Annotated in this window: 20 protein-coding genes; 13 read left to right on the forward strand and 7 right to left on the reverse strand. The window is 47.4% G+C overall.

The window, feature by feature from the left end; genetic code table 11:
- The first annotated feature begins 60 nt into the window (after window positions 1-60).
- Together BHV83_RS05290 and BHV83_RS05295 are read left to right on the forward strand one after the other, a co-directional pair.
- Window positions 61-1,176, forward strand: coding sequence for a universal stress protein (locus BHV83_RS05290; protein WP_005638168.1), 1,116 nt, complete (start codon window positions 61-63; stop codon window positions 1,174-1,176).
- A 317-nt stretch (window positions 1,177-1,493) separates the two neighbouring features.
- Window positions 1,494-1,679, forward strand: a complete 186-nt coding sequence (locus tag BHV83_RS05295) for a hypothetical protein (protein WP_055284529.1) — start codon at window positions 1,494-1,496, stop codon at window positions 1,677-1,679.
- 30 nt (window positions 1,680-1,709) lie between these two features.
- Here BHV83_RS05295 and BHV83_RS05300 read toward each other — a convergent pair whose 3' ends face one another.
- Window positions 1,710-2,162: a NanQ anomerase/TabA/YiaL family protein gene (locus tag BHV83_RS05300; protein WP_005638166.1), complete on the reverse strand. Its 453-nt coding sequence runs from the start codon at window positions 2,160-2,162 to the stop codon at window positions 1,710-1,712.
- Window positions 2,163-2,349: 187 nt separating this feature from the next.
- On the opposite strand from BHV83_RS05300, the gene BHV83_RS05305 reads away from it, so the two are divergent.
- The 7 genes from BHV83_RS05305 to BHV83_RS05335 all read left to right on the forward strand — a co-directional run bounded on the left by BHV83_RS05305 (window position 2,350) and on the right by BHV83_RS05335 (window position 12,218).
- Window positions 2,350-4,560, forward strand: coding sequence for a heavy metal translocating P-type ATPase (locus tag BHV83_RS05305; RefSeq protein ID WP_005638165.1), 2,211 nt, complete (start codon window positions 2,350-2,352; stop codon window positions 4,558-4,560).
- Window positions 4,561-4,639: 79 nt separating this feature from the next.
- Complete coding sequence (locus tag BHV83_RS05310; RefSeq protein WP_005638164.1) at window positions 4,640-4,846, forward strand: heavy-metal-associated domain-containing protein; 207 nt, start codon at window positions 4,640-4,642, stop codon at window positions 4,844-4,846.
- 4 nt (window positions 4,847-4,850) lie between these two features.
- The gene (gene trhA / locus BHV83_RS05315; RefSeq protein WP_195286052.1) at window positions 4,851-5,504 is read left to right on the forward strand and encodes a PAQR family membrane homeostasis protein TrhA; all 654 of its coding nucleotides are present in this window, start codon (window positions 4,851-4,853) and stop codon (window positions 5,502-5,504) included.
- 172 nt (window positions 5,505-5,676) lie between these two features.
- Window positions 5,677-6,669 carry a DNA/RNA non-specific endonuclease gene (locus tag BHV83_RS05320; RefSeq protein WP_046452111.1) on the forward strand — a complete coding sequence of 331 codons (993 nt, stop codon included), beginning with the start codon at window positions 5,677-5,679 and terminating at the stop codon, window positions 6,667-6,669.
- Between the two features lie 148 nt (window positions 6,670-6,817).
- Window positions 6,818-7,867: an efflux RND transporter periplasmic adaptor subunit gene (locus BHV83_RS05325; protein ID WP_036723672.1), complete on the forward strand. Its 1,050-nt coding sequence runs from the start codon at window positions 6,818-6,820 to the stop codon at window positions 7,865-7,867.
- 11 nt (window positions 7,868-7,878) lie between these two features.
- Window positions 7,879-10,920: an efflux RND transporter permease subunit gene (locus tag BHV83_RS05330; protein ID WP_278662600.1), complete on the forward strand. Its 3,042-nt coding sequence runs from the start codon at window positions 7,879-7,881 to the stop codon at window positions 10,918-10,920.
- Between the two features lie 5 nt (window positions 10,921-10,925).
- The gene (locus BHV83_RS05335; RefSeq protein WP_036723673.1) at window positions 10,926-12,218 is read left to right on the forward strand and encodes a TolC family protein; all 1,293 of its coding nucleotides are present in this window, start codon (window positions 10,926-10,928) and stop codon (window positions 12,216-12,218) included.
- A 170-nt stretch (window positions 12,219-12,388) separates the two neighbouring features.
- Here the strand turns inward: BHV83_RS05335 and BHV83_RS05340 are convergent, their stop codons facing one another.
- From BHV83_RS05340 to BHV83_RS05365, 6 genes are all read right to left on the reverse strand, one after another.
- Complete coding sequence (locus tag BHV83_RS05340) at window positions 12,389-12,895, reverse strand: flavodoxin (protein ID WP_005642969.1); 507 nt, start codon at window positions 12,893-12,895, stop codon at window positions 12,389-12,391.
- A 162-nt stretch (window positions 12,896-13,057) separates the two neighbouring features.
- Window positions 13,058-15,094 carry an alpha-ketoacid dehydrogenase subunit alpha/beta gene (locus BHV83_RS05345; protein ID WP_286756661.1) on the reverse strand — a complete coding sequence of 679 codons (2,037 nt, stop codon included), beginning with the start codon at window positions 15,092-15,094 and terminating at the stop codon, window positions 13,058-13,060.
- A gap of 533 nt (window positions 15,095-15,627) precedes the next feature.
- On the reverse strand, window positions 15,628-16,989 hold the full coding sequence (locus tag BHV83_RS05350; RefSeq protein WP_005648928.1) for a dihydrolipoamide acetyltransferase family protein: 1,362 nt from the start codon (window positions 16,987-16,989) through the stop codon (window positions 15,628-15,630).
- Between the two features lie 16 nt (window positions 16,990-17,005).
- Window positions 17,006-17,746 (reverse strand): lipoate--protein ligase family protein, encoded by a 741-nt coding sequence (locus BHV83_RS05355; protein ID WP_122203152.1) that lies wholly within the window; start codon window positions 17,744-17,746, stop codon window positions 17,006-17,008.
- A gap of 2 nt (window positions 17,747-17,748) precedes the next feature.
- On the reverse strand, window positions 17,749-19,098 hold the full coding sequence (lpdA, locus tag BHV83_RS05360; RefSeq protein WP_286756664.1) for a dihydrolipoyl dehydrogenase: 1,350 nt from the start codon (window positions 19,096-19,098) through the stop codon (window positions 17,749-17,751).
- A 12-nt stretch (window positions 19,099-19,110) separates the two neighbouring features.
- Window positions 19,111-19,713 carry a nitroreductase family protein gene (locus tag BHV83_RS05365; RefSeq protein WP_022322673.1) on the reverse strand — a complete coding sequence of 201 codons (603 nt, stop codon included), beginning with the start codon at window positions 19,711-19,713 and terminating at the stop codon, window positions 19,111-19,113.
- A gap of 168 nt (window positions 19,714-19,881) precedes the next feature.
- On the opposite strand from BHV83_RS05365, the gene BHV83_RS05370 reads away from it, so the two are divergent.
- The 4 genes from BHV83_RS05370 (at window position 19,882) to BHV83_RS05385 (ending at window position 21,929) form a co-directional block, all read left to right on the forward strand.
- A complete protein-coding gene (locus tag BHV83_RS05370; protein ID WP_286756667.1) occupies window positions 19,882-21,144 on the forward strand; it encodes a glycosyltransferase family protein in 1,263 nt (420 codons plus the stop codon).
- Window positions 21,145-21,314: 170 nt separating this feature from the next.
- On the forward strand, window positions 21,315-21,554 hold the full coding sequence (gene rpmB / locus BHV83_RS05375; protein ID WP_005638129.1) for a 50S ribosomal protein L28: 240 nt from the start codon (window positions 21,315-21,317) through the stop codon (window positions 21,552-21,554).
- 19 nt (window positions 21,555-21,573) lie between these two features.
- Window positions 21,574-21,762, forward strand: a complete 189-nt coding sequence (rpmG, locus tag BHV83_RS05380; protein WP_005638127.1) for a 50S ribosomal protein L33 — start codon at window positions 21,574-21,576, stop codon at window positions 21,760-21,762.
- Window positions 21,763-21,776: 14 nt separating this feature from the next.
- Entirely contained in the window at window positions 21,777-21,929 is a 153-nt protein-coding gene (locus tag BHV83_RS05385; RefSeq protein ID WP_005638125.1) for a DUF4295 domain-containing protein, read from the forward strand.
- Window positions 21,930-22,062 lie beyond the last annotated feature (133 nt).

Raw genomic sequence — 22,062 nt, forward strand, 5'->3', positions numbered from 1 at the left:
GATTTTTTTTTCTCAACATTTAGTGATTTCCGATTGTTTAATTTATAAAAACACACGAGTATGGAAGATAAATTAGTAACGTTAGCGATTCACACGTTTGAGAAAGCTCAGATTCTCAAAACGATGCTTGAAACAGAGGGGATTGAAGTTTACATACACAATGTGAACCAAATCCAACCGGTAGTTTCGGCTGGTGTACGTGTGCGAATTAAAGAAAGCGATCTGCCTCATGCCTTGCGTATCATCGAAGACAGTAAATGGCTTAGCGAGGATGCCGAACAAGAGGAAAAAGCCGGTCATCAGGAAAAGAAGATATTGATACCGATAGACTTTTCCGACTATTCTATCAAAGCGTGTGAATTGGGAATCAACTATGCCCATAAAGTCGGAGCCGAAGTGATGATCATGCACGCTTATTTCAGCCCTTATTTCCCGTCTGCTATTCCGATGGGCGACACGTTGGCTTATCAGGTGAACGAGGAAGAGACGGCGCAGAATGTCCTGAAGCGTGTCCAGATCGATATGGAAAACATCTGTACATTGATCAACCGCAAGATACATTCTGGTGAACTTCCTAAAGTGAAATACAATTATGTGCTCCGCGAAGGTTTGCCGGAAGAAGAGATCATTGCCTATAGCAAGGAATATCATCCGTCATTGATCGTGATGGGGACTCGTGGAAAGAGCCAGAAAGATATGGACCTGATCGGCAGTGTCACGGGTGAAGTGATCGAGGTGAATAAGGTTCCTGTCCTGGCCATTCCCGAAAATGTGCCTTTTGAAGATTTGAGCGAAGCTAAAAATATAGCTTTTGCCACTTCCTTCAATCAACGCGACTTGGTGGCATTCGATGAGTTTATGGAAATCATCAAACCGTACAATGCCCACATTCATTTGTTCAATATCTCGACAAGTAAGAACGAATGGAATGAAATACGGCTGACCGGAGTCAACGAGTATTTCAAGAAGCAGTATCCGCAAGCACATATCACCCATACGGTGCTGGCCGACGGCGACCTGTTGCTGGCAATCGAAAAGTTTGTGCGGGACGAACATATCGACGTGATAGCGCTCAGTACCTATCGCCGGAATATCCTGGCACGTATGTTCAATCCTTCGATCGCCCGTAAGATGCTGTTCCATACCGACACGCCGTTGCTGGTGATGCATGCATAGGTCATGGTGAAACAGTCGGTGTTTACTACTAAACGGTAGATGACACGGGACACCCGGATAAACGTAGATTTTAGGGATCTACGTTTATCCGGGTAATCTATATAAAAGTTTTGCAAAACAACTGTCATACTATCATAATTGAATTTATATGCTTGTAAAACAGTAGGTTATTTTATGATAGTTCCTGTTTTCAACTATCATTCATCTATCATAACCATCATAGTTAAAAACAATAAAGCATTATATGTCAATCTTCTATCAAATTCCAGATATCTTCTGAAGCTGATACAAAATAGATTAAATAGGCTTGTTTTTTCATGAAGACAAGCTGTTCTTTTACCAAAAACAACTTGAAAAGTTTCTTCAGACCCGGGTGGAAGGGCATGGGAGATCCGGGTGTGGAAGAGGTGGAGACCCGGATCTGCGTGAAACCGGGACGGGGATGTGGAGCTGTTTATCTGCCTTGTTTGAGGAGATTTTATGCACTGTTTCTCAAAAAATGAAGCCGACTCTTTTAAGGGTCGGCTTCATTTTTATTCTTCCACTTGCACCTTTACAATCACTTTGCGGATATTACCTTGGCCGATACCGGGAGCATGGCCATCTTCGGGGAAATAGATGGCGAACTGTCCCGGATAGATCTTGGTGTAGGCTGTAGGACGGTCGATATAGAAAGCGATGTCTTTTTGCTCGTTATAAGGAGTTGATTCTTCCTGCAGCTCACATCCCGGTTTCCAACCGATTTTCTCCACACCTAACAGAGGCATTTGGATGTCGATGTATTTTTTGTGTGTTTCGATAGCGGCATCTTTCTTTTCCTTGCCAAAGATACTGACAACGCTTACATATAAGCGAGAACCATCCAGTTCATGCTTACCATCTTCCACTTTAGAGAAGTCTGTAGATTTTAGATAGTCGAATGCTTTTTTGAATAGAGGATGCAGGCATTCGATTTTTTTTGTGTTGTTTAATGAATCAAGTATCATACGTCTTATTATTTAATTCGTTCATTCGTTTGATTATTGGCAAAGGTCGTATATTCGAATGTTAAATAATAGCCTTTATCTGCAAATAATTCTATTAAAATCAAAGAATATTTATTTGGCTACAAAATAACCGAATAAACCGTATCTTTGTTATACTAATGAAACAAATTTGACATTTAAACACGATATGAGAGAAACAGAAACGAAGGTATTGCCTGTTCTTGAAATGAGTTGTGCCGTCTGTGCGGGCAACGTGGAGAGTACGGTGCAGGCATTATCTGGTGTGGAGAAGGCAAGCGTGAATTTCGCTGCTGGTACATTGACGGTAACTTATAATCCGTCCGTTATCACTTTGGAGGTTATGCAAGCTGCTGTGCAGGCTGCCGGATATGATCTGATAGTCGAAGCCGAGGACCCTGTAGCCATGCAGGAAGAGAAAGCTCGAATGCATTATAAGATATTGAGGAGGAATACCATAGGAGCATGGACGTTGTCTATCCCGTTGGCGCTTTTAGGGATGGTGTTCATGCATGTACCGTTTGGAAACTGGATCATGATGGTGTTGGCTTTGGCTATTATGATCTTTTTCGGACGTTCGTTCTATGTGAACGGTGTGCGGCATGCCCTCAAGGGAAAAGCCAATATGGACACATTGGTCGCACTTAGTACTTCGATAGCTTTCCTGTTCAGCCTTTTCAACACCTTATGTCCCGGATTTTGGCTGGGAAAAGGACTGGAACCACATGTTTATTATGAGGCTTCAGGTGTGATCATCGCGTTCGTCTTGTTAGGCAAACTGATGGAGGAGCGGGCTAAGAACAGTACCTCTTCAGCCATAAAAGGATTGATGGGATTACAGCCTAAAACAGCTCGTTTGGTAACGGACGGTAGAGAAGAGGAGGTGCCTATTTCGAATCTTCAGGTCGGTAATGTAGTCAGTGTACGGCCGGGCGAAAAGATTCCAGTGGACGGGACGCTTTTACAGGGGAGCTCTTCGGTGGACGAAAGTATGCTAAGCGGAGAGCCGATTCCGGTGGAGAAAAATGCCGGTGACCGAGTGTTGGCCGGAACGATCAACCAGAAAGGCGCTTTTACGATGGAAGCGACAAGTGTCGGAGGTACGACCGTATTGGCCCAGATCGTGCAGATGGTTCAATCGGCGCAGGGAAGTAAGGCCCCCGTTCAGCGGATTGTAGACAAAATAAGTGGTATATTTGTACCGGTCGTCGTATTGCTTTCGTTTCTCACCTTTGTTTGTTGGTTGGTGATAGGAGGAGAAAGTTATTTTTCATATGCATTGCTATCTGCCGTTTCGGTGCTGGTTATTGCTTGCCCGTGTGCGTTGGGATTAGCTACGCCGACTGCCTTAATGGTCGGAATGGGAAAAGGGGCCGAACAGCATATCCTGATTAAGGATGCCTTCGCTTTGGAAAATCTATGCAAGGTCGATACGGTTGTTTTGGATAAGACCGGAACATTGACGGAAGGTGTGCCGGTTGTCACGGATTCGTACTGGATTTCAGATGACAATATCCGTTATTTGGACGTCTTGTACACAGCGGAGCAGAAATCCGAACATCCTCTGGCATCCGCTATTCTCTGTTGGTTGGAAGAATCCGGTGCAAAGGTCTGTGAGGCAGAAAATTTCGAGAGTCTGACGGGACGTGGCGTACGCATTCAGGTCGAAGGAGTTACCTACTGGGTGGGGAGCCAGGGATTGCTTGACATATTTCAGGCTGGTATTCCGGAAAAGGTACGGAAGCAAATCGGGCAATGGCAGGAAGATGGGCAAAGTGTTGTTTTTTATGGTCAGGAAACCCGCCTATTGGCAGTTCTGGCGATCTCGGACCGTATCAAGCCGACTTCTGCAGAAGCCGTTAAGGAACTGAAAAAGCAGGGAATAGAAGTACATCTTCTGACGGGCGACGGTGTCCGGACAGCCGAACGGGTTGCCGCAACATTGGATATCGGTTATTATAAGGCGGAAGTGATGCCGAACGATAAGGAGGAATATATCATATCTTTACAGCAGCAAGGTAAGAAAGTGGCGATGGTCGGCGATGGCATTAACGACTCGCAAGCGCTTGCACGGGCCGATGTCAGCATCGCGATGGGAAAAGGAACTGATATTGCAATGGATGTGGCTATGGTTACGCTTATCACGTCCGACCTGTTGCTGCTTCCCGGTGCGATCCGTTTGTCCAAACAGACAGTCCGCCTGATTTATCAGAACTTGTTTTGGGCATTTATATATAACGTAATCGGTATTCCATTGGCTGCGGGCGTTTTGTTCCCGATAAACGGACTGCTGTTGAATCCGATGCTGGCGAGTGCAGCAATGGCTTTCAGTTCCGTCTCAGTGGTATTGAATAGTTTAAGATTGAAATTCATGAAATGAAAAAAATTATGATTTATGAATTATAATTTCATGGCAATATCCCTATTTTTGTATTCATAAATCATAAATCGTAACAGCTATGGCAACAATAAAATTTAAAACGAATGCAAAGTGTGGTGGATGTGTAGCGGCAATAGGTGCAAAGCTCAATACATTGATGGCTTCGGATGACTGGTCGATTGATTTGGCCGATCCGAATAAGGTGTTGGAAGTGAAAGTTGATCTTGCTCCTGCTATTGTGATTGCAGCAGTAAAAGAGGCCGGGTTCAAGGCCGAACAATTATAAGCGGATGGCTGCCAGGCAACGACAAACATATGGTGAAGAGGTTGCCAATGTCTTGACACATGGTGCCGGAATGCTTTTTGGAATGACCGCTATCATTATTTTGATGATGGCGGCTATCCGAAGTGGAAATCCTTGGGCGATCGGTAGTTTTGCTGTTTATGCCGTTTGTATGACACTTTCGTATGTGACCTCTACATTTTACCATGCTTCGACCCATGCACGACAGAAAAGACTCTTGCGGCGGTTCGATCATGGTGCGATTTATTTGCATATTGCGGGAACTTATACGCCCTTTACGTTGCTGGCCCTCCGGCAGGAAGGTTATTGGGGTTGGTCACTATTCGCCGTCATATGGATCGCGGCAGTGGCAGGTGTCTGGCTGAGTTTCAGGAAGATGAGAAAGAAAGACCATCTGAAAACAGTTTGTTATCTGGCAATGGGTTGGGTAGTCATAATTGCTTTTAAACCCTTGTTGCATGTCTTTCGTGAAACCGGTTCGATGGATGTTCTGTATTGGTTGATCGGAGGAGGGCTATTTTATACGGTAGGATGCCTGTTTTTCTTTTTAGACAAATATAAATATATGCATCCAGTATGGCATTTCTTCGTATTGGGCGGTAGCATCTGTCATTTTATATCGATATACTTGTTGGTATAATATGTTCCATCTTTACTTAGGATTGATTTGAAAACATGCTTATAGAGGATTGTGTGCATTGGGGCACTTTTTTCTAACAATTCAAACCAATACATTCCCTCCATATGTGTTGTATAGCATCTTTATATTGTCTACTTTTGCGCCTAAGTAGGAATAGGTTTTATCAAGAGAGATGGCAAAGAGAAAAAGCGCAAGGAAACCGCGGAAAAAAGTTCAAAAGACTTCGTCTTTCCTTTCCACAGTGAAGCGAATGTTTATTGGCGCCTTTATTGTAGTGGCTTGTTTTATAGGGGTTCTGTTTATATATGATTATTTTGTTCCGATGGCCGGACACAAACCGACGGCTCTGGAGAAAAAGGGACAGGAAGTCGTTTCTTCAAAAAAGGCTGCAACCGCTCCGAAACAAAAGATACAGGACAAAACATCTGCCAATAAGACTCTTGCCAAGTCTTCCACAAAAACATTTAAAATCCCCGCAAATACAGAGATACCCCGCCTAAAGGAGAAACGCCAGGAGCAGGTTATCAAGCACGAAGGATATACGGTTTCTTATAATTCCGAGTACCGTATAGCTAACTGGGTCGCGTACGAATTGACGGCAACGGAAGCCAAAAGCAAAAAGACGGAACGTTCTAATAAGTTTGTACCCGACCCGCAGGTGAAAGGTTCGACGGCGATGAACGAAGATTATACGCGTTCCGGCTACGATCGTGGCCATTTAGCTCCGGCAGGCGATATGAAATGGTCTGCAAAAGCCATGCGCGAGTCTTTTTACCTGAGCAATATCTGCCCGCAAAAACCGAAATTAAACCGGGGCATATGGAAAGACCTGGAGGAACAGTGCCGCTTGTGGGCGTTGGATAACGGTTCGCTTTTGATTGTTACGGGCCCCGTTATTACAGGCGATATGAAACGGTTGGGAAAAAACAGGGTTGCGATACCCAAAGCCTTTTATAAGGTATTGTGTTATCATACGGAGAAAGGCTATAAGGGTATCGGATTTCTTTTCGAGAATAGGGATTATAAAGATAATTCGCTGAAATCGATGGCGATACCTATCGACAGCGTGGAGAAGGCAACAGGTATTGACTTCTTCCCGTCTATCCCCGACGATCAGGAAAACGAAATGGAAGCGGCGGTTGATTGGAGCCGTTGGTCATTTTAATGCGTATATCCGAAAAATTATCGGAGGGTACACTTTGAAATCCGGTCGGAACCGGAACAATAGATTTTAAAAGAATGTTGTATTCTCTGGGTATGCAATTAATAGTCAGAATATAATAGTAATAATAAATAACTAAATGCAAGTTATCATGAATGGTAAATTAATCCCTGTTTTTGTATTGGCAGCATTGATGTCGTGTAGTCAGCCGCCGGTGAAGGAGCAAGGTCCCCGTCCGGTAAAGTTGGCGGAAGTGACCTCATTGAATCTTGTGGAAAAGTCGTTTAGCGGTGTCGTATCGCCGGATCAGTTCAGTGATCTGGCCTTTAAAATGTCCGGACCGCTGATTTCGCTGAAGGTGGATGAAGGACAAAAAGTCCGTACGGGACAGGTCGTGGCAGAGATCGACCCTCAGGATTTCAAATGGGAATATGAAGCGAAAAAAGCCTCTTTTCAAACAGCCGAAGCACAGTTGCAACGTGCGAAGAAGCTGTTATCCAAACAGGCTATTTCGAAGCAGGAATATGAAACGACCGAAGCTTCCTATTCGAATGCAAAGGCTGCATTCGAATATGCGCAGAATCAGCTGGAACAAACGAAACTGCGTGCTCCGTTCGATGGATTTATCCAGAAGAAATATGTCGAGAATTATCAGAAGGTACAGGCCGGGCAAGGGATCGTTTGCCTGATTAACCCGAACAAGTTGCAGATCCAGTATACGATGCCTGAAACGAACATTACCTATTTCTCGACTCCTTATCAGATCTATGTGGAGTTTGATAACTACAAGGGAATCCGTTTCAAAGCGAAAGTGAAGGAATATGTGGAAGCGTCTCCCGATGGTTCCGGCGTTCCCGTTTTCCTATATATCGACGATCCCGAATTTAATCTGAACAAATACAAAGTGGCTGTCGGCTTCTCCTGTCGCGTGGTGCTGCATATTGAGAGTGCAAGCTTTAACGAGGGAGCGGTGTTGGCGCCTCTTTCCGCTATTGTAGCGAGTGAAGAAAATAACGACAAATTTGTCTTTGTCTATAATGCCCAGTCGCAAAAGGTGGAACGTCGCCAGATCGAAGAATCCGGACTGGTAGGAAAAGACAATGTTATAATAACCAAAGGGCTGAAAGCCGGTGACCAGGTCGTTTCCGCCGGGGCTACCCGCCTGGTTGAAGGACAACAGGTAAAAGTATTAACAGATTAAGCTGATAAATAATGAATCTTCCAGTATATTCTTTAGAGAATAAGAAGATTATATATTTCTTTTTGGCTATCATGCTGATAGGAGGTATATATTCTTTCTTTAAATTGCCGAAGAAGGAGGACTCGCCTTTCGTAATCAAGCAGGCTGTTTTGGTTACGCAATATCCGGGTGCTACTCCTCAGGAGGTAGAAAAATTGATAACGGAACCTATCGAGAGGGAAATTCAGTCCATGTCGGATGTTTTTCAGATCAAGTCTGAATCTTATTTCGGCATGTCGAAGATCTCGATTGAGTTGCAGCCGACTTTGGCCCCGGATTATATGCCGGTCAAGTGGGACGAATTGCGTCGTAAGGTGGCTAACATACAGCCTCGCCTTCCGAGTGGCGCCTCTGCCATCAATGTGAGTGATGATTTCGGGGACGTGTTCGGTATCTATTACGCCCTGACAGCCGACGAAGGTTTTACCTACGACGATATGCGCGATTGGGCGCAGAAGATCAAGACCGAGCTGACTCCTATTCAGGGTGTGCAGAAGGTCTATCTGTTTGCGGAACAGACGCAGGTCGTGAATGTGCGTATCTCGGTTCCCAAGTTGGCGAACTTGGGGATCGATCCGAATTCGATTCAGCAAGTCCTGCAAACCCAGAACCTGTTGGTCAATACGGGTGAGATCATGACCGGGACCTACCAGCTTCGTGTACGTGCCGAAGGTACTTATAAAAGTATAGAGGATATACGCGACCAGCTGATCGTGACAAAGGGTGGAGGCGAAGTACGCCTGGGTGATATCGCAACCATCGAACGAGGCTATATGGACCCGCCTTCCAACCTGATGCGTGTGGATGGCAAACGGGCCATCGGTATCGGTGTGGCTACGGGTGCGAAAGATGATGTGGTGGCTGTCGGTGACGCTGTTGCCGAACATTTGAAAGAGATGGAACAGCTTTTCCCGATCGGTATGGAACTGAAAACCATCTATCCGGAAAATCAGATTGCCAACGAGGCGAATAACGGATTTATCCTGAATCTGATCGAATCGTTGCTCATCGTTATCGTGATTATCTTCCTTGTGATGGGATCGCGTGCAGGTATGCTGGTGGGTAGTTCACTGCTATTCTCGGTTGGCGGAACGTTGCTGATTATGCTGATCTGGGGTGTCGGGCTGAACCGTACGTCTCTTGCTGCTTTCATCATTGCGATGGGTATGCTGGTGGATAACGCGATTGTGGTGACCGATAATGCGCAGGTCGGTATCAAGCGCGGTCTGTCACGCTATCAGGCGTTGGTCGATGGGGCCACCAAACCGCAGTGGGCGTTGTTGGGTGCGACCTTTATCGCTGTTTGTTCTTTCTTGCCGATGTATTTGGCGCCAGCTTCGGTGGCCGAGATTGTCAAGCCATTGTTTATCGTGCTTGGTGTATCCTTGGGGTTAAGTTGGATATTGGCTTTGACGCAAACGACGACTTTCGGGAATTTCATCTTGAAGGAGGCGAAACCGGGTGAATCCAAAGATCCCTATGACACCAAACTGTACCATAAGTTTGAAAATGTGCTGGGACGTCTGATCAGACGTCGTTATCTCACGCTTACTTCGGTGGTGGCAACCTTGTTCTTGTCTTTGTTCATCATGAGCATTATGCCGCAGAGCTTCTTCCCGATCATGAACAAGCCCTATTTTCGTGCCGACCTGATCTTCCCGGAAGGGTATGGGATCGACGATGTGGAAAGGAATGTGATCAAGATAGAAGAGTATCTCAAGAATAATGATAAGATCAAATCCTATTCGTTCACGCTGGGAGGTTCGCCGGTACGTTATTATCTGGCAAGTTCGTCTATCGGTCCGAAGCCGAACTTCGCCAATGTCCTGATCGAAACCAAGGACGCGAAAGATGCACAGAGCGAGGAAAACAAGTTCTATGAATATATGGTTGCCAACTATCCGGATATTTTGACTCGTTCAGCTTTGTTTGCTTTGTCTCCTGTGCCTGATGCGGCAATTGAAATTGGGTTTGTTGGTGATAATATCGATACGTTGGTGGCTCTGACACAGCGTGCACAAGAAATCGCCCGCAAGAACGACATGGTGATGGAAGTGCGCAACAGCTGGGGAAACAAGGTTCCGGTATGGAAGCCGTTGTACTCGCAGGAAAAAGGTCTCCGTTTAGGTATCACCCGTCAGCAGATGGCTTATTCGCTTCGTTCGGCAACCAATGGCGTGCCTTTAGGCGAATATCGCGAAGGAGATGTGTTTATGCCGATCCTGCTGAAAGATGCCGATCGCGATTCGATGAACCTGAACGATATCAAGACTTTGCCTGTCTACAGCGCCAAGGGGCGTTCTGTCAAAGTGGAGCAGGTGATCGACGACTTCTCGCTTGATTATGAGTACAGTGTCGTGAAGCGTTATAATCGTCAGCGTTATATGATGATGCAGTGTGAGCCGAAACGCGGAGCCAATACGATGGCTGCTTTCAGCCAGTTGTGGCAGGATATCCAGCAAGAGGTGCAGGTTCCCGAAGGATACAAACTGCAATACTTCGGCGAACAGTCTGAACAGGATAAAGGTAACAAGGCGATTGCTGCCAATATTCCGTTGATGTTCGGTCTGATCTATCTCACCCTGTTGTTCCTCTTCCCGAAATACTACCGGAAGCCGGTCTTGATTATGTGTATGTTGCCTCTGATCTTCATCGGTGTGGTATTGGGGTTGCTGGTGTTTGGCAAGTCGCTCGATTTCTTTGCCATGTTAGGTCTGTTAGGTCTGATCGGTATGAATATCAAGAATGCGATCGTGCTGGTGGACGAAATAGGATTGCAGCTTGACAGTGGCCTGGCGCCGGTCAATGCGGTGATCGAGGCAACCAAGACGCGTATCGTTCCGGTGACGATGGCATCAGGGACAACGATTTTGGGTATGTTGCCATTGTTGGGCGATGCCATGTTTGCCGGTATGGCGGCGACGATCATGGGAGGTCTGTTCGTTTCGACCATCCTGACCATCTTCGTGCTTCCGGTGACCTATTGTATATTCTTTAAGATTAAATCGGTATAATGAGTATGAGAAATAAAATAATTATCGGTTGTATGCTGTTGGGGGCTTTATCGGTGGGAGCACAGGAAAAGCCCGTCACGGCTGCGGACTACAAGCAGAAAGTGCTTGAATATAGCCGCCAGATCAAACAGAGTGCGGAAGAGCGTATTGCGATGCAGCATGCTATCAAGGCGGCCAAGACCGCTTTCTTCCCAGCTGTCGATTTCTCCGGCAGCTACCAGTACCGTATCAATAAGTACGATTTGGATTTCGGCCCCGGCATGGCTGTCGAAATGGATCATAACACCTATAGTTTGGGAGCTACCGTAAGTCAGCCGATCTATGCCGGCGGACAAATCTACAACAATTACAAGGCCGCCCAGATACAGGGACAGATCGCTTCCGAGGCGGAAGACCTGACGACGGATAATATCGTGTATGCCGCCGACCTGAACTACTGGTCTGCTGCTGCCCGTAAAGGCATGTACGATGTCATGTGCCAGTATGTCGATATTGTGCAGGAATTGGCAAACGTGCTGACAACCCGTTTCAATGACGGGCAGATCAGTAAGACCGACCTCTTGCAGGTACAGTCCCGTTTGAAAGAAGCGGAATTGAACAAAAGCGCTGCGTACAAAGATTATCAGATCGCCTTGCAGAACCTGAATGTGCTAATGGGTGTTCCTCCTATGACACCGGTGGAGATTGCCGATGCCATCACGACGGTGCAGCCGTTGCCGATGCACATAGGGGAAGAGGCCGCTTTGCAGAACCGGCCGGACTTTACGATCTCCCGATTGAATGTTGAATACCAGAAGCGGCAGATCAACTTGTCAAAAGCAAAGTATAATCCGACACTGGCTATCGGTTTTCAGGGAACCTGGGGCACTCCGATGTTGAACGTGAAAGGATCCGACCAGCTTTGGACACCTGCCGTGTTCGCCTCCCTGAAGATACCTTTGTTTCGTTGGGGAGCCCGTTTCAAAGAGGTGAATTCTCAGAAAGCTATCTTACGCAGTAAGGAATATGTTATGGATTACACCCGCGACCAGATTTCCCAGGAGGTAGCCAATTCCTGGACCAGCCTGACGGAAAACACGAAGCAGATCGATGTTGCCGAAGAAGCCTGCAAGATCGCTGAGGAAAATCTCGACCTGAATACGTTCAGCTATAAAGAGGGAAAACTTCCGATCCTCGATGTCCTTTCCGCCCAGCTTTCCTGGATTCAGTCCTATAGCAGCTTGATTCAGACTTGGTATCAGCAGAAAGCGTCTCTCGCCCAGTATAACAAGGCGGTGGGTATTCGTCGCTTGCAGTAATCGGAAAACACCTTTATCACAATCTTTTTAGGCACGGATTTCACGGATTTATACGGATGAATTTATTTTTTCCGTGTTTTCCGTGAAATCCGTGCCTAAATTATATCTATTAGTAAGCAAAATTTTGCTTCGACACAGCTCCCTGCCAAGAGCAGAAACAAATGCAAATATTATTGAAACTCCTTTTTCAGTTTCGCCACCCATTTCAGTATCCGTTCCTCCGTTTGTTCGGACTGGTTCTCGATATCGAGGGGAAGTCCCAGGAAATGCCCTTCCTTAACGGCCCTTGATTGGGTGAAATGGTAGTCGTTGACAGGCATGAAACCGATCAGTTCCGCATTGCTTTTGGTAAAGGCTTCCGCCAGAATGCCGATCCCATCGACGAAATTGTCGGGATAGCGTTCTTGGTCTCCGAGCCCGAATAGGGCGACTTTCTTGCCCGTCATGTCGATGGATTCTATTTCCGGCATGAACTCGTCCCAGTAAGTCGGCAGTTCTCCGTCGAACCAGGTGGAAGTTCCGGCAATAATATTGTCGAACGATTCGAACTCCTTGCGTGTCGCCCCTTCTATCGGGATCAGGATGACTTCGTTTTCTGCGAATGCTTCTTGTATTTTCAAGGCGACTACGGCTGTTTTAGCGGTTGTGCCACCATAGAATAAACCTATTTTCTTCATTTTGTATGTTGTTTATAGAAGGTGTGTCGAAACTATCCTGTTCCCGCGCCCCTCGCGGGATCGCATTAAAACCGGCCCTATAAAAATCTGATTGATAAGGTCTGTCCTTTTGCAGCCCCGCATCAAGTGCGGGGACAAGGAGATTTTAACATACCCTCTTCATTAATATTCCAATAATGCTTTTGCTGCGTTGTAGATCCGTTCTTCTCCGGGCAGGATCGCCTTTTCGAGGACCGGATGGAAACCGACAGGGGTAAAGGTAGAACCGACGCGTTGGATCGGAGCATCCAGGTATCGGAACATTTCCGTGCCGACGATACCGGCTATTTCCGCTCCGAAACCTGAGAACACTTTGTCTTCATGTACGATCAGCACCTTGCCGGTTTTTTTCACGGAAGCGAAGATCGTTTCCGTATCGAGTGGGATCAGCGAGCGGATGTCGATGACTTCCACGTCCCAGTTATGCTCTTTCTTCAGCTTCTCGGCGACACTGAGGCAGAAATGCGTGGTATTGCCATATGTGATCACGCTCAGGTCGTTGCCCGGCCGGCGGATACGGGCTTTCCCGAAAGGAACCTCGAAGTCTTCCGGCACGAAACCGGCTGCTTCGACCGAGTTATATTGCGCTTTCGGTTCGAGAAAGACGGTAAAGCCCTTCGAACGTATGCTGGTGCGCAACAGTCCTGCCGCGTCATCGGCAAACGAAGGATAGACGATGCGGGCTCCCGGAATGGAGGTCAGCGCCCCTTCGATCGTTTGCGAGTGGTAGAGCCCTCCGCCGATATAACCGCCCGATGCCAGGCGGAGTGTCAGGTTAGGGGTGAACTGTCCGTTGCTTCGCCAGTATTCGTGTGTACATTCGACATATTGCTCGATGGCCGGCCAGAAGTAGTCGGCAAATTCGGCTCCTTCCACCACGACATGTATTTTCGGGTCGAAGCGGCACATGCCGTTGGCCGTGCCTACAATGTAGTCTTCGGCAATGGGAGCATTGAAGATACGCTTCGGCCCGAACTCCTGTTGCATGCCTTTGGTGACGTTGAACACGCCGCCTTTGTCTTTGTTGGCCACATCCTGTCCCCACAGGAATGTATTCGGGTTATGGCGGAATTCTGCTTTCAGTGTTTCGTTGATTGCGGTTACCAGTGTTTTCTTTTCGCCATTTTCTTCTTTGTGCGTGCCGTCTGTATATTTCTGCGGCTTGTAAGGTTCGGGTAGGACATAGTCGTAGATCGTTGCAGGATCGGGTTCGGGAGCCGCCATCGCTTTGCGGTTGGCTGCGCTCAGGTCTTTTTTCGCCTGTGCTTCTATCTGCTTCAGTTCATCTTCGGTCAAGCGGTTGTAACGGAGCAGCATACGGCGGAATTTTTGCAGCGGGTCGGCTGCTTTCACGTAGGCAAGTTCGTTTTCATCGCGATACAAAGTCTGCTTGTCGGAGTTCGAATGGGAGCCGATGCGTACGCAATTTGCATGGACGATCACCGGATTATGCGTATTGATCGCATGTTCGCGGGCTTCGGTCATGGCGTTCATCGAGTCGAAAACGTCTTTTCCGTTGCAGTGGATGATGCGCAGGTTCTTGAAGCCTGAGAAGTTGTCGGCTACCTTGCGGTTGGCCGTCTGATCCTTTTTGGGGACGGAGATGCCGTAGCCGTTGTCCTGCAAGACAAAGATAACGGGGAGCTGCTCGTTGCTCGCCCCGTTGATGGCTTCGTAGACGTAGCCCTCGGAAGTGGCGGACTCGCCGTGCGAAGTGATCGCAACGCCTTTATGGTCGTAATAAACCATTGCACGGGCGACACCTACGGCGTGCAGGTCGTGTGTCCCGGTTGCCGAGGAGATGTTCTCGATATGCCACTCCGGCTTGGCGAAGTGGTTGGACATATGCCGTCCGCCGCTGGACGGATCGGTCGCTTTCGAGATGCCGTTCAGGATGATTTCTTCCGCCGTCATTCCGGCAGACAGGACGGTCAGCATATCGCGGTAGTAGGGAAAGAGGTAATCCTCTCCCCGGTGGAATACCTGCCCGATGGCGAGCTGGATGCCGTCATGCCCGGCATAAGGGGCATGATAGGACCAGCCTAAGGACTGGAGCAGGTAAGAAGGCGCCTTTTCATCGAGCGCCCTGCCGAGACTCATCAGGTAATACCATTTGCGAAGGGTCTCGGTATCGGTCGTTTTTATATCGTATCGTTTCATACTTGATTATTTTGTGTGTTGTTTTAATTGTTTTGTGATATGTTACTTTTGGCTTGACCCAAAAGTAACCAAAAAGTCAAGGCTTAACCGTCCGGTCTACTCCGGGCAAAGACTACGCTGTCGCCTACGAAACTCGCTTCGCTCAAACAGCGCAGGCTCCGGACGCTTCGTCTTTACCCTCCGCTTGACGCCCGTCCGCTTAGGCCTTTCCAAGAAAGCTACGCTTTCTTTTGGGATTGCCGATACTGATCGTTCTTTTGCGGCCCCGTGCGGGGCACGGGGACAAGCCTGTTTCCGCACTTGATGCGGGATCACAAAGGAGCAGGCAGCATTGGCAATCCCTGAAGAGCCGTCAGGCTCTATCTCCGGCCTAAGCTGGTGAGCGTAAAGCGCAGAGACCGTCCGGAGCGTCTGCTGTTTGAGCGAAGCGAGTTTCAGACGCGACAGCGAACGGAGGGAACGAAGTAGCGAAGCAGCTTAAGCCTTGATCTTTTGGTTACTTTTGGATCAAGCCAAAAGTAACAGATAAATTATCATTTATCCCAGTTCTCCAGATAATCCGCTACGCGTCGCAGGAACTCTCCACCCAGTGCACCGTTGATGATCCGGTGGTCGTACGACAGGGACAGGTACATCTTGTGGCGAATTGCGATCGTATCTCCTTCGGGTGTCTCCACGACGGCCGGTTTCTTTTCGATGAAGCCGACGCCTAAGATGGCTACCTGCGGCTGGTTGATGATCGGCGTACCGAACAGGCTCTTGAACGAACCGAAGTTGGTGATCGTGAAAGTTCCGCCTTGTATATCGTCTGGCATCAGCTTACCCGTGCGTGCTTTGGCGGCAAGAGTGTCGATGTTGGCAGCAAGGCCGTTCAGATTCAACTTGTCTGCATCATGGATAACCGGTACGATCAGGTTACCGTCGGGCAGCGACACGGCGATACCCAGGTTAATATGCTTTTTCAGAATGACTTTGTAGCCGTCGACCGAAGCGTTCACGTGCGGGAATTCAGCCAGTGCCTTTGCTGTAGCTTCCGCTATGGCAGGCATGAAAGTGAGTGCTACACCTTCACGTTTGAAAAATGCGTCTTTCGTGCGGTTGCGCCATTTTACCAGACGGGTGACGTCGGCTTCGACAACAGTTGTAACGTGGGGAGACACTTTTTTCGACATGACCATATGGTCTGATATGATACGGGCAACGCGGTCCATTTCGACCGTTTCGTCTTCGGTAACAGATGCCGGGTTGCGTCGATCGGAGATGGTGGGCTGCGTCGGTTGGTGATGGTGGACACCATCGACCGGAGATGGTGGGTTACGTCGATCGGAGATGGTGGGCTGCGTCGACGGTTGACGCAAGTTTTCGGTATCACTTTGTGGGGTGATGCCACTTTTCTTGGTCGTGATATAATCTTTAATATCTTTTTTACTGAGTCGTCCTTCGTAGCCGGTTCCCGGAATCGCGTCCAGTTCGGCTTGCGATATTTTGGCTTCCTGTGCTAATTTCAGCACGATGGGAGAATACCATCTTCCGTCTTCTTCCTTGGATGATTTGACGGGCTGGGCGGGTTCTGCCGGTACAGACTGTACCATTGTGCTTTCGTCGCTTTTAGCTGCGGCAGGAGTGGTACTTTCGGGTGCTTCTCCCTCTTCGCCTTCCAGCTGGATCAGGGCGACGGTTGTACCGACGGCCACCGTATCGCCTTCGGAAAACAGCAGTTCGAGCACCTTTCCTGCAACCGGAGAGGGTATTTCCGCACTGACTTTGGCGGTGCTCACTTCAAAGAGGACATCGTCTTCTTGAACAGCGTCGCCTACTTTGACGGACCAGGAGACAATCGTCCCTTCCGTGATGCTTTCGCCCAGTTTGGGCATTTTTATTTCAAATGTCGACATAGTTTAAATGTGTATTTTATGTTCTGATATTGAAGTTCCAGGCCGACGTCGCGTATTTGTTGTCACGTAGGGACCGGATGGCGTTCAAATCGTCTTCAGTGAATGAATAGGGACGGGTGTCCGTCTTGTTTTCTGTAAAATAGTTCAGGAGTGCGTCTCTGAATTCTCCGATAGATACCGCTTTACGGGTATAGGTGCATATGTTGGTGACCGGGCTTCTTACGGATTTGACATAAAAAGGAGCGGGCTTCATTTCTTTTCTTTCCGGTCTCCGTTCTGTACTTTTGAGGGCGGTCGTCAGGCGATACAGGTCGGTGGAGAAAAGGAGGGTGGCGTGGTGCAAGATCCTTCCTTTGTGGATGGATTGCGCACTGCCCGATATTTTCAACCCGTCGATCGTGAGTGCCTGCCGTTCGTCAGCCTCTGCCCGGATGCCGAATGTGGCAAGGAAGGCGATCAGCCGGGCTGTGAATGTGCCGGATGCGAGTTCCTTGCTGTTTTGTATAAAAGTGATATTCAGGTTGCCGGAATCGTGATAGACGGCTCCGCCACCGGAATAACGGCGTACGACTTTGATATGCTTCTCCTGAATATAGTTTCGGTTTATCTCGTCCCATACGTTCTGGTGCTTACCGATGATGACGGACGGTTCGTTCTGCCACAACATGAAGATGTCGTCCGAAAAGTTCTTGAGCAGATACTCCTCGGCTGCCAGGTTGAACCAGGCATCCGTGTATGGATTGTTGATATAAAGCATTATCAGAGGTAGAGACTTTCATGTATCGCCTCTCCGACAGTCGGATGGGGAAATACGGTTTTCTTGAATTCATCGACCGTATAACCGTGCTCGACGGCGATACCGGCAATGACGATGATCTCCGATGCCGGATTTCCCACCAGATGGCAACCGATGATCTGGCCGTTCACGTTTGTCAGGAGCTTGCATAGCCCGTTGCCGATTTCGTTTTCGGCGACAAAGCGGCCGGAATAGGTCATCGGTATCTTGACAAGGTTGTAATATTCTCCACTTGCCTTCAATTCCTCTTCCGTCTTGCCCACACCGGCCACTTCCGGATTGGTGTAGACGACGGCGGGAATAGCCCTGTAATCCATCCGTTCCTCATTCCCCAGGATATGGTTGACAGCAACCTCACCTTCCCGATAGGCCGTGTGGGCCAGTTGCGAGAATCCTGTGATATCTCCGGCTGCATAAACGTGCGGATGGGAGGTCTGCATATATTCGTTCACTCGGACGCCCCGGCGGTCCGTCTCGATGGAAAGGCTTTCCAGACCTAAATTTTTGGTAATTGCCCGGCGGCCTACGCTGACCAGGATTTTGTCTGTGGAGATCGCATTCGTCTTGCCGTCTTTTTCGACAATGACCTCTTTCGGGTTGACTTCGGTCACTTTTGTGTTCAGATGAAATTCCACCCCTTTCTTGGCGTATTCGCTCCGGAGCATGGCGGAAGCCTCTTTGTCCATCGCGCCGAGTATTTCCGGCATCATCTCGATCACCTTTACTTTTACTCCCATGCTGGTAAAGAATGAAGCAAACTCGATCCCGATGACACCGCCGCCTATGATGGCAAGTTCTTTAGGAAGTTCTTTGCTGTCGAGTGCTTCCCGCGAAGTCCAGTAATCTGTATCCGAAAGTCCCTTGATTGGAGGGATTACCGTTTCGGAGCCGGTACAGAGGAGGACGTTTTTGACGGTGAAAAGGGCGTTTCCGCATTGTATACGGATCATTCCATCCGTTTCCCCGTTCAAAACGGCTGTCCCTTCGACAATCGTGATTCCACTTGAAGTGAGCCGCATCTTCACACCGGATGTTAGCTTTTTGACAGTCCGGTTCTTCCGCCTGATGATCTTGTCCATGTCGAAAGACGGTGTTCCTTCCGGTGAAATGCCATATTTGAAGGATGTTTTGAAACTGTCCAATATCTTGGCGGAGTATAATAACGTTTTTGTGGGAATACAGCCTTCGTTCAGGCAGACGCCTCCAATGGCGTTCTTTTCAAAGAGGACGGTTTTCAGGCCTCCTTCGGCTGCCCGTTCGGCTGCGGTATAGCCGGCCGGTCCTCCTCCTATGATTGCAATATCGTAATTCATGCTTGTGTTCTTTTACTTGAAAACCAGGACTCTTTTGTCTAACGGTTTGATCTCTTTCGGTCCGGGTCCCTCCGTCGGCGTTCCGAAAGGCATCTGTGCCACCAGTTCCCATTTCGGGTCGAGTTTCCATTCTGCATATACCGTTTCGTCGATCAACGGATTATAATGTTGAAGGGACACGCCTAAGCCGGCATCTTCCAACATTGTCCAGATCGCCAGCTGGTGCATGGCAGATGTTTGCTGTGCCCAAACCGGAAATTTGTCGTAATAAGTAGGGAAGGAGTCTTGCAGCTGTTCAACTACCGTTTTGTCTTCGAAGAACAGGATCGTTCCGTAGCCGGCAGCCAGACTTCCGTCTATTTTAGCTTCCGTCCCTTTGAAGACTTCCGCTGAAACAAGCCTCTTCAATGTCTCTTTCGTTATCTCCCAAAGCTTTTTATGATTCTTGCCTAACAGCAATACGATGCGGGTAGATTGCGAGTTGAAGGCAGAAGGGACGTTCATGACTGCGAAGTCTATGATTTCTTTGATCTGTTCGTCTGATATCGGAGAACTGTTCGTGATGTGGTAATAAGTTCTGCGGTGTCTCAATGCTTCTTTAAAATCTCGTGTCATATTAAATGCGTTTTTATTTTATGTTTCTTTAAAAATGAAACCATCCCGAGTTTGATTTTGTTGCAAATACGTCCCGTTGTTTCTCGAATGTACAGATAGAATTAATTTATCACGGGCGGATTACCGGTGAAAAGGCTGTATCTTTGTCTCCCAAAAAGAGCAAAAGAAATGATAGGGAAAAAAATACCGGTCGTTTTTCGGATCATGTTTGTCATATGGGTGATCCTGCAGGTTTGCCTGGTAATAAAATACTGGGATATGCCCAACCACGATGATGCCCAAGCTTATGTGAAACTGGCTTCGGAATGCATCGCGAGGGGCACTTGGTATCCGGACGTGCATAACCAATATGAGGATTTTATTTTCGGTCCGGGGTATGTAAACCTTTTGATCGGGATCTATCATCTTTGCGGATCTTTCTCCTTTGTCCGATTGCTGAATTTATTGATGAATATTGCAATGGTATTTGAAATACGGAAGTTGGCCGGACGGATGTTTTCGAATAAAACGGGGTATTACGCTGCTATTTTATATATGTTGATTTTTTCGAACCTATATGCTCCGATAGCTGTATTGACTGATTTGCCTTTTACTTTCCTACTATTGACAGCCCTGCTGCTATGCAACGTTCGCCGGCTGTTTCCTGTGGCTGTCGCCGGCGTGCTGATCGCTGTGGCTAACTGGTTCCGTCCTCTGGCAATTGTCTTTTTATTCGTGATTTTGCTCCTTTTCATCGTGCAAAAGCGCCGGTGGCAGTCTTATGCAGCATTGGCCTTGCCGCTTGTCTTGACTGTTTTCCTGATCGGGCGGAGTGCGAAGGAGAGAACCGGCCATTTTGTCTATCAAGCGGTGTCCGGAGGCTATAACTTAGCGATGAGTTCTTTTGATGAAGCAAACGGTTTAGTCAATTTTAACGGCTTCGATGATCCGGACAATTATATTTGCCTTCCTCCCGGAGATTATACCTACATGGAGCGGGACAGCCTGCTGAAGCGTGCGTCAGTCCGCTGGATATCGGAGCATCCGTTTAAGTATGTTTCCCAACTGCCCTTCAAGTTGGCTGCTTTGTATTGTGAAGATACCTGGACGGAGCGTGTAAAGCCGGATATGGGATTTAGAGTAGTTCTTTCAAAGGTGGAGGGTAATAATATGAAGATGATGGAGTTAATCGTTTCCCTGGCGTTGAAAAGCATTGTCTATTACACGGTGCTTTTACTATTCTTTTATTACGTTTGGACGAACCGGCGCGATCTGTTACGAGAGCGGAATCTCTATCTTCTGATCCCTGTTTTAGGCACAGCAGTAACGGTTTTGTTCGTGATCACTTCCCGTTATCATTATCCTTATTTGTTTGCGATAACAATCTATGCGGCAGCGGGTCTTGACGCCTTTATACAGAATGAATTAAGGAAAAATAGCAGAAAGTGTTGATTTATTTGTAGATTTCTTGTGTGTGAATCAAAATAATTTGTACCTTTGTGCCCCGTAAAAGAAGAGAAACTCTATTAGAATCTTTGTTTTTGTTCGTGATGCAGTTCAAAAAGGGAAGACACATAGCAGGAGTTGACTTAATTTCGTAATATTAAAAAGTAAAATTAGCAATGTCGAAAATTTGTCAAATTACCGGAAAAAAAGCAATGGTTGGCAACAACGTTTCTCACTCTAAGAGAAGAACGAAACGTAAGTTTGATGTGAACCTGTTTACTAAAAAGTTCTACTGGGTAGAACAGGATTGTTGGGTTAGCCTGAATATTTCAGCCGCTGGCTTGCGTACTATCAATAAACTTGGTTTGGATGCAGCAATTAAGAAAGCTGCTGAAAAAGGTTATTTAAACGCTTAATTTGAGGAGGAAATAAGAAATGGCAAAGAAAGCAAAAGGTAACAGAGTTCAGGTGATTCTTGAATGCACCGAGCACAAAGACAGTGGTATGCCGGGTACATCTCGTTATATTACAACAAAGAACAGAAAGAATACAACTCAGAGATTGGAGCTGATGAAGTATAATCCTATCCTGAAGAAGATGACGTTACACAAAGAAATTAAGTAAGAGGAGATTAAACAATGGCAAAAAAAGCGGTTGCAACATTTAAGAAAGGTGACGGTCGTACCTACTCTAAAGTAATCAAGATGGTTAAGTCCCCGAAGACTGGTGCTTACATCTTCCAGGAAGAAATGATTCCTAACGAAGCTGTTAAAGATTATTTCGCTAAATAACGGAGCGTAATATCAAGATACGAAGAGAGGTCCTTTTCCATAGCGGGAAGGACCTCTTTTTTTGTCTTCATTCGGGTGGTTATATGGAATATTTTCATACTTTTGTGTGGGCGAATCTGCAGCTGTCCGATTG

The organism is Parabacteroides sp. merdae-related_45_40 (assembly GCF_001915675.1).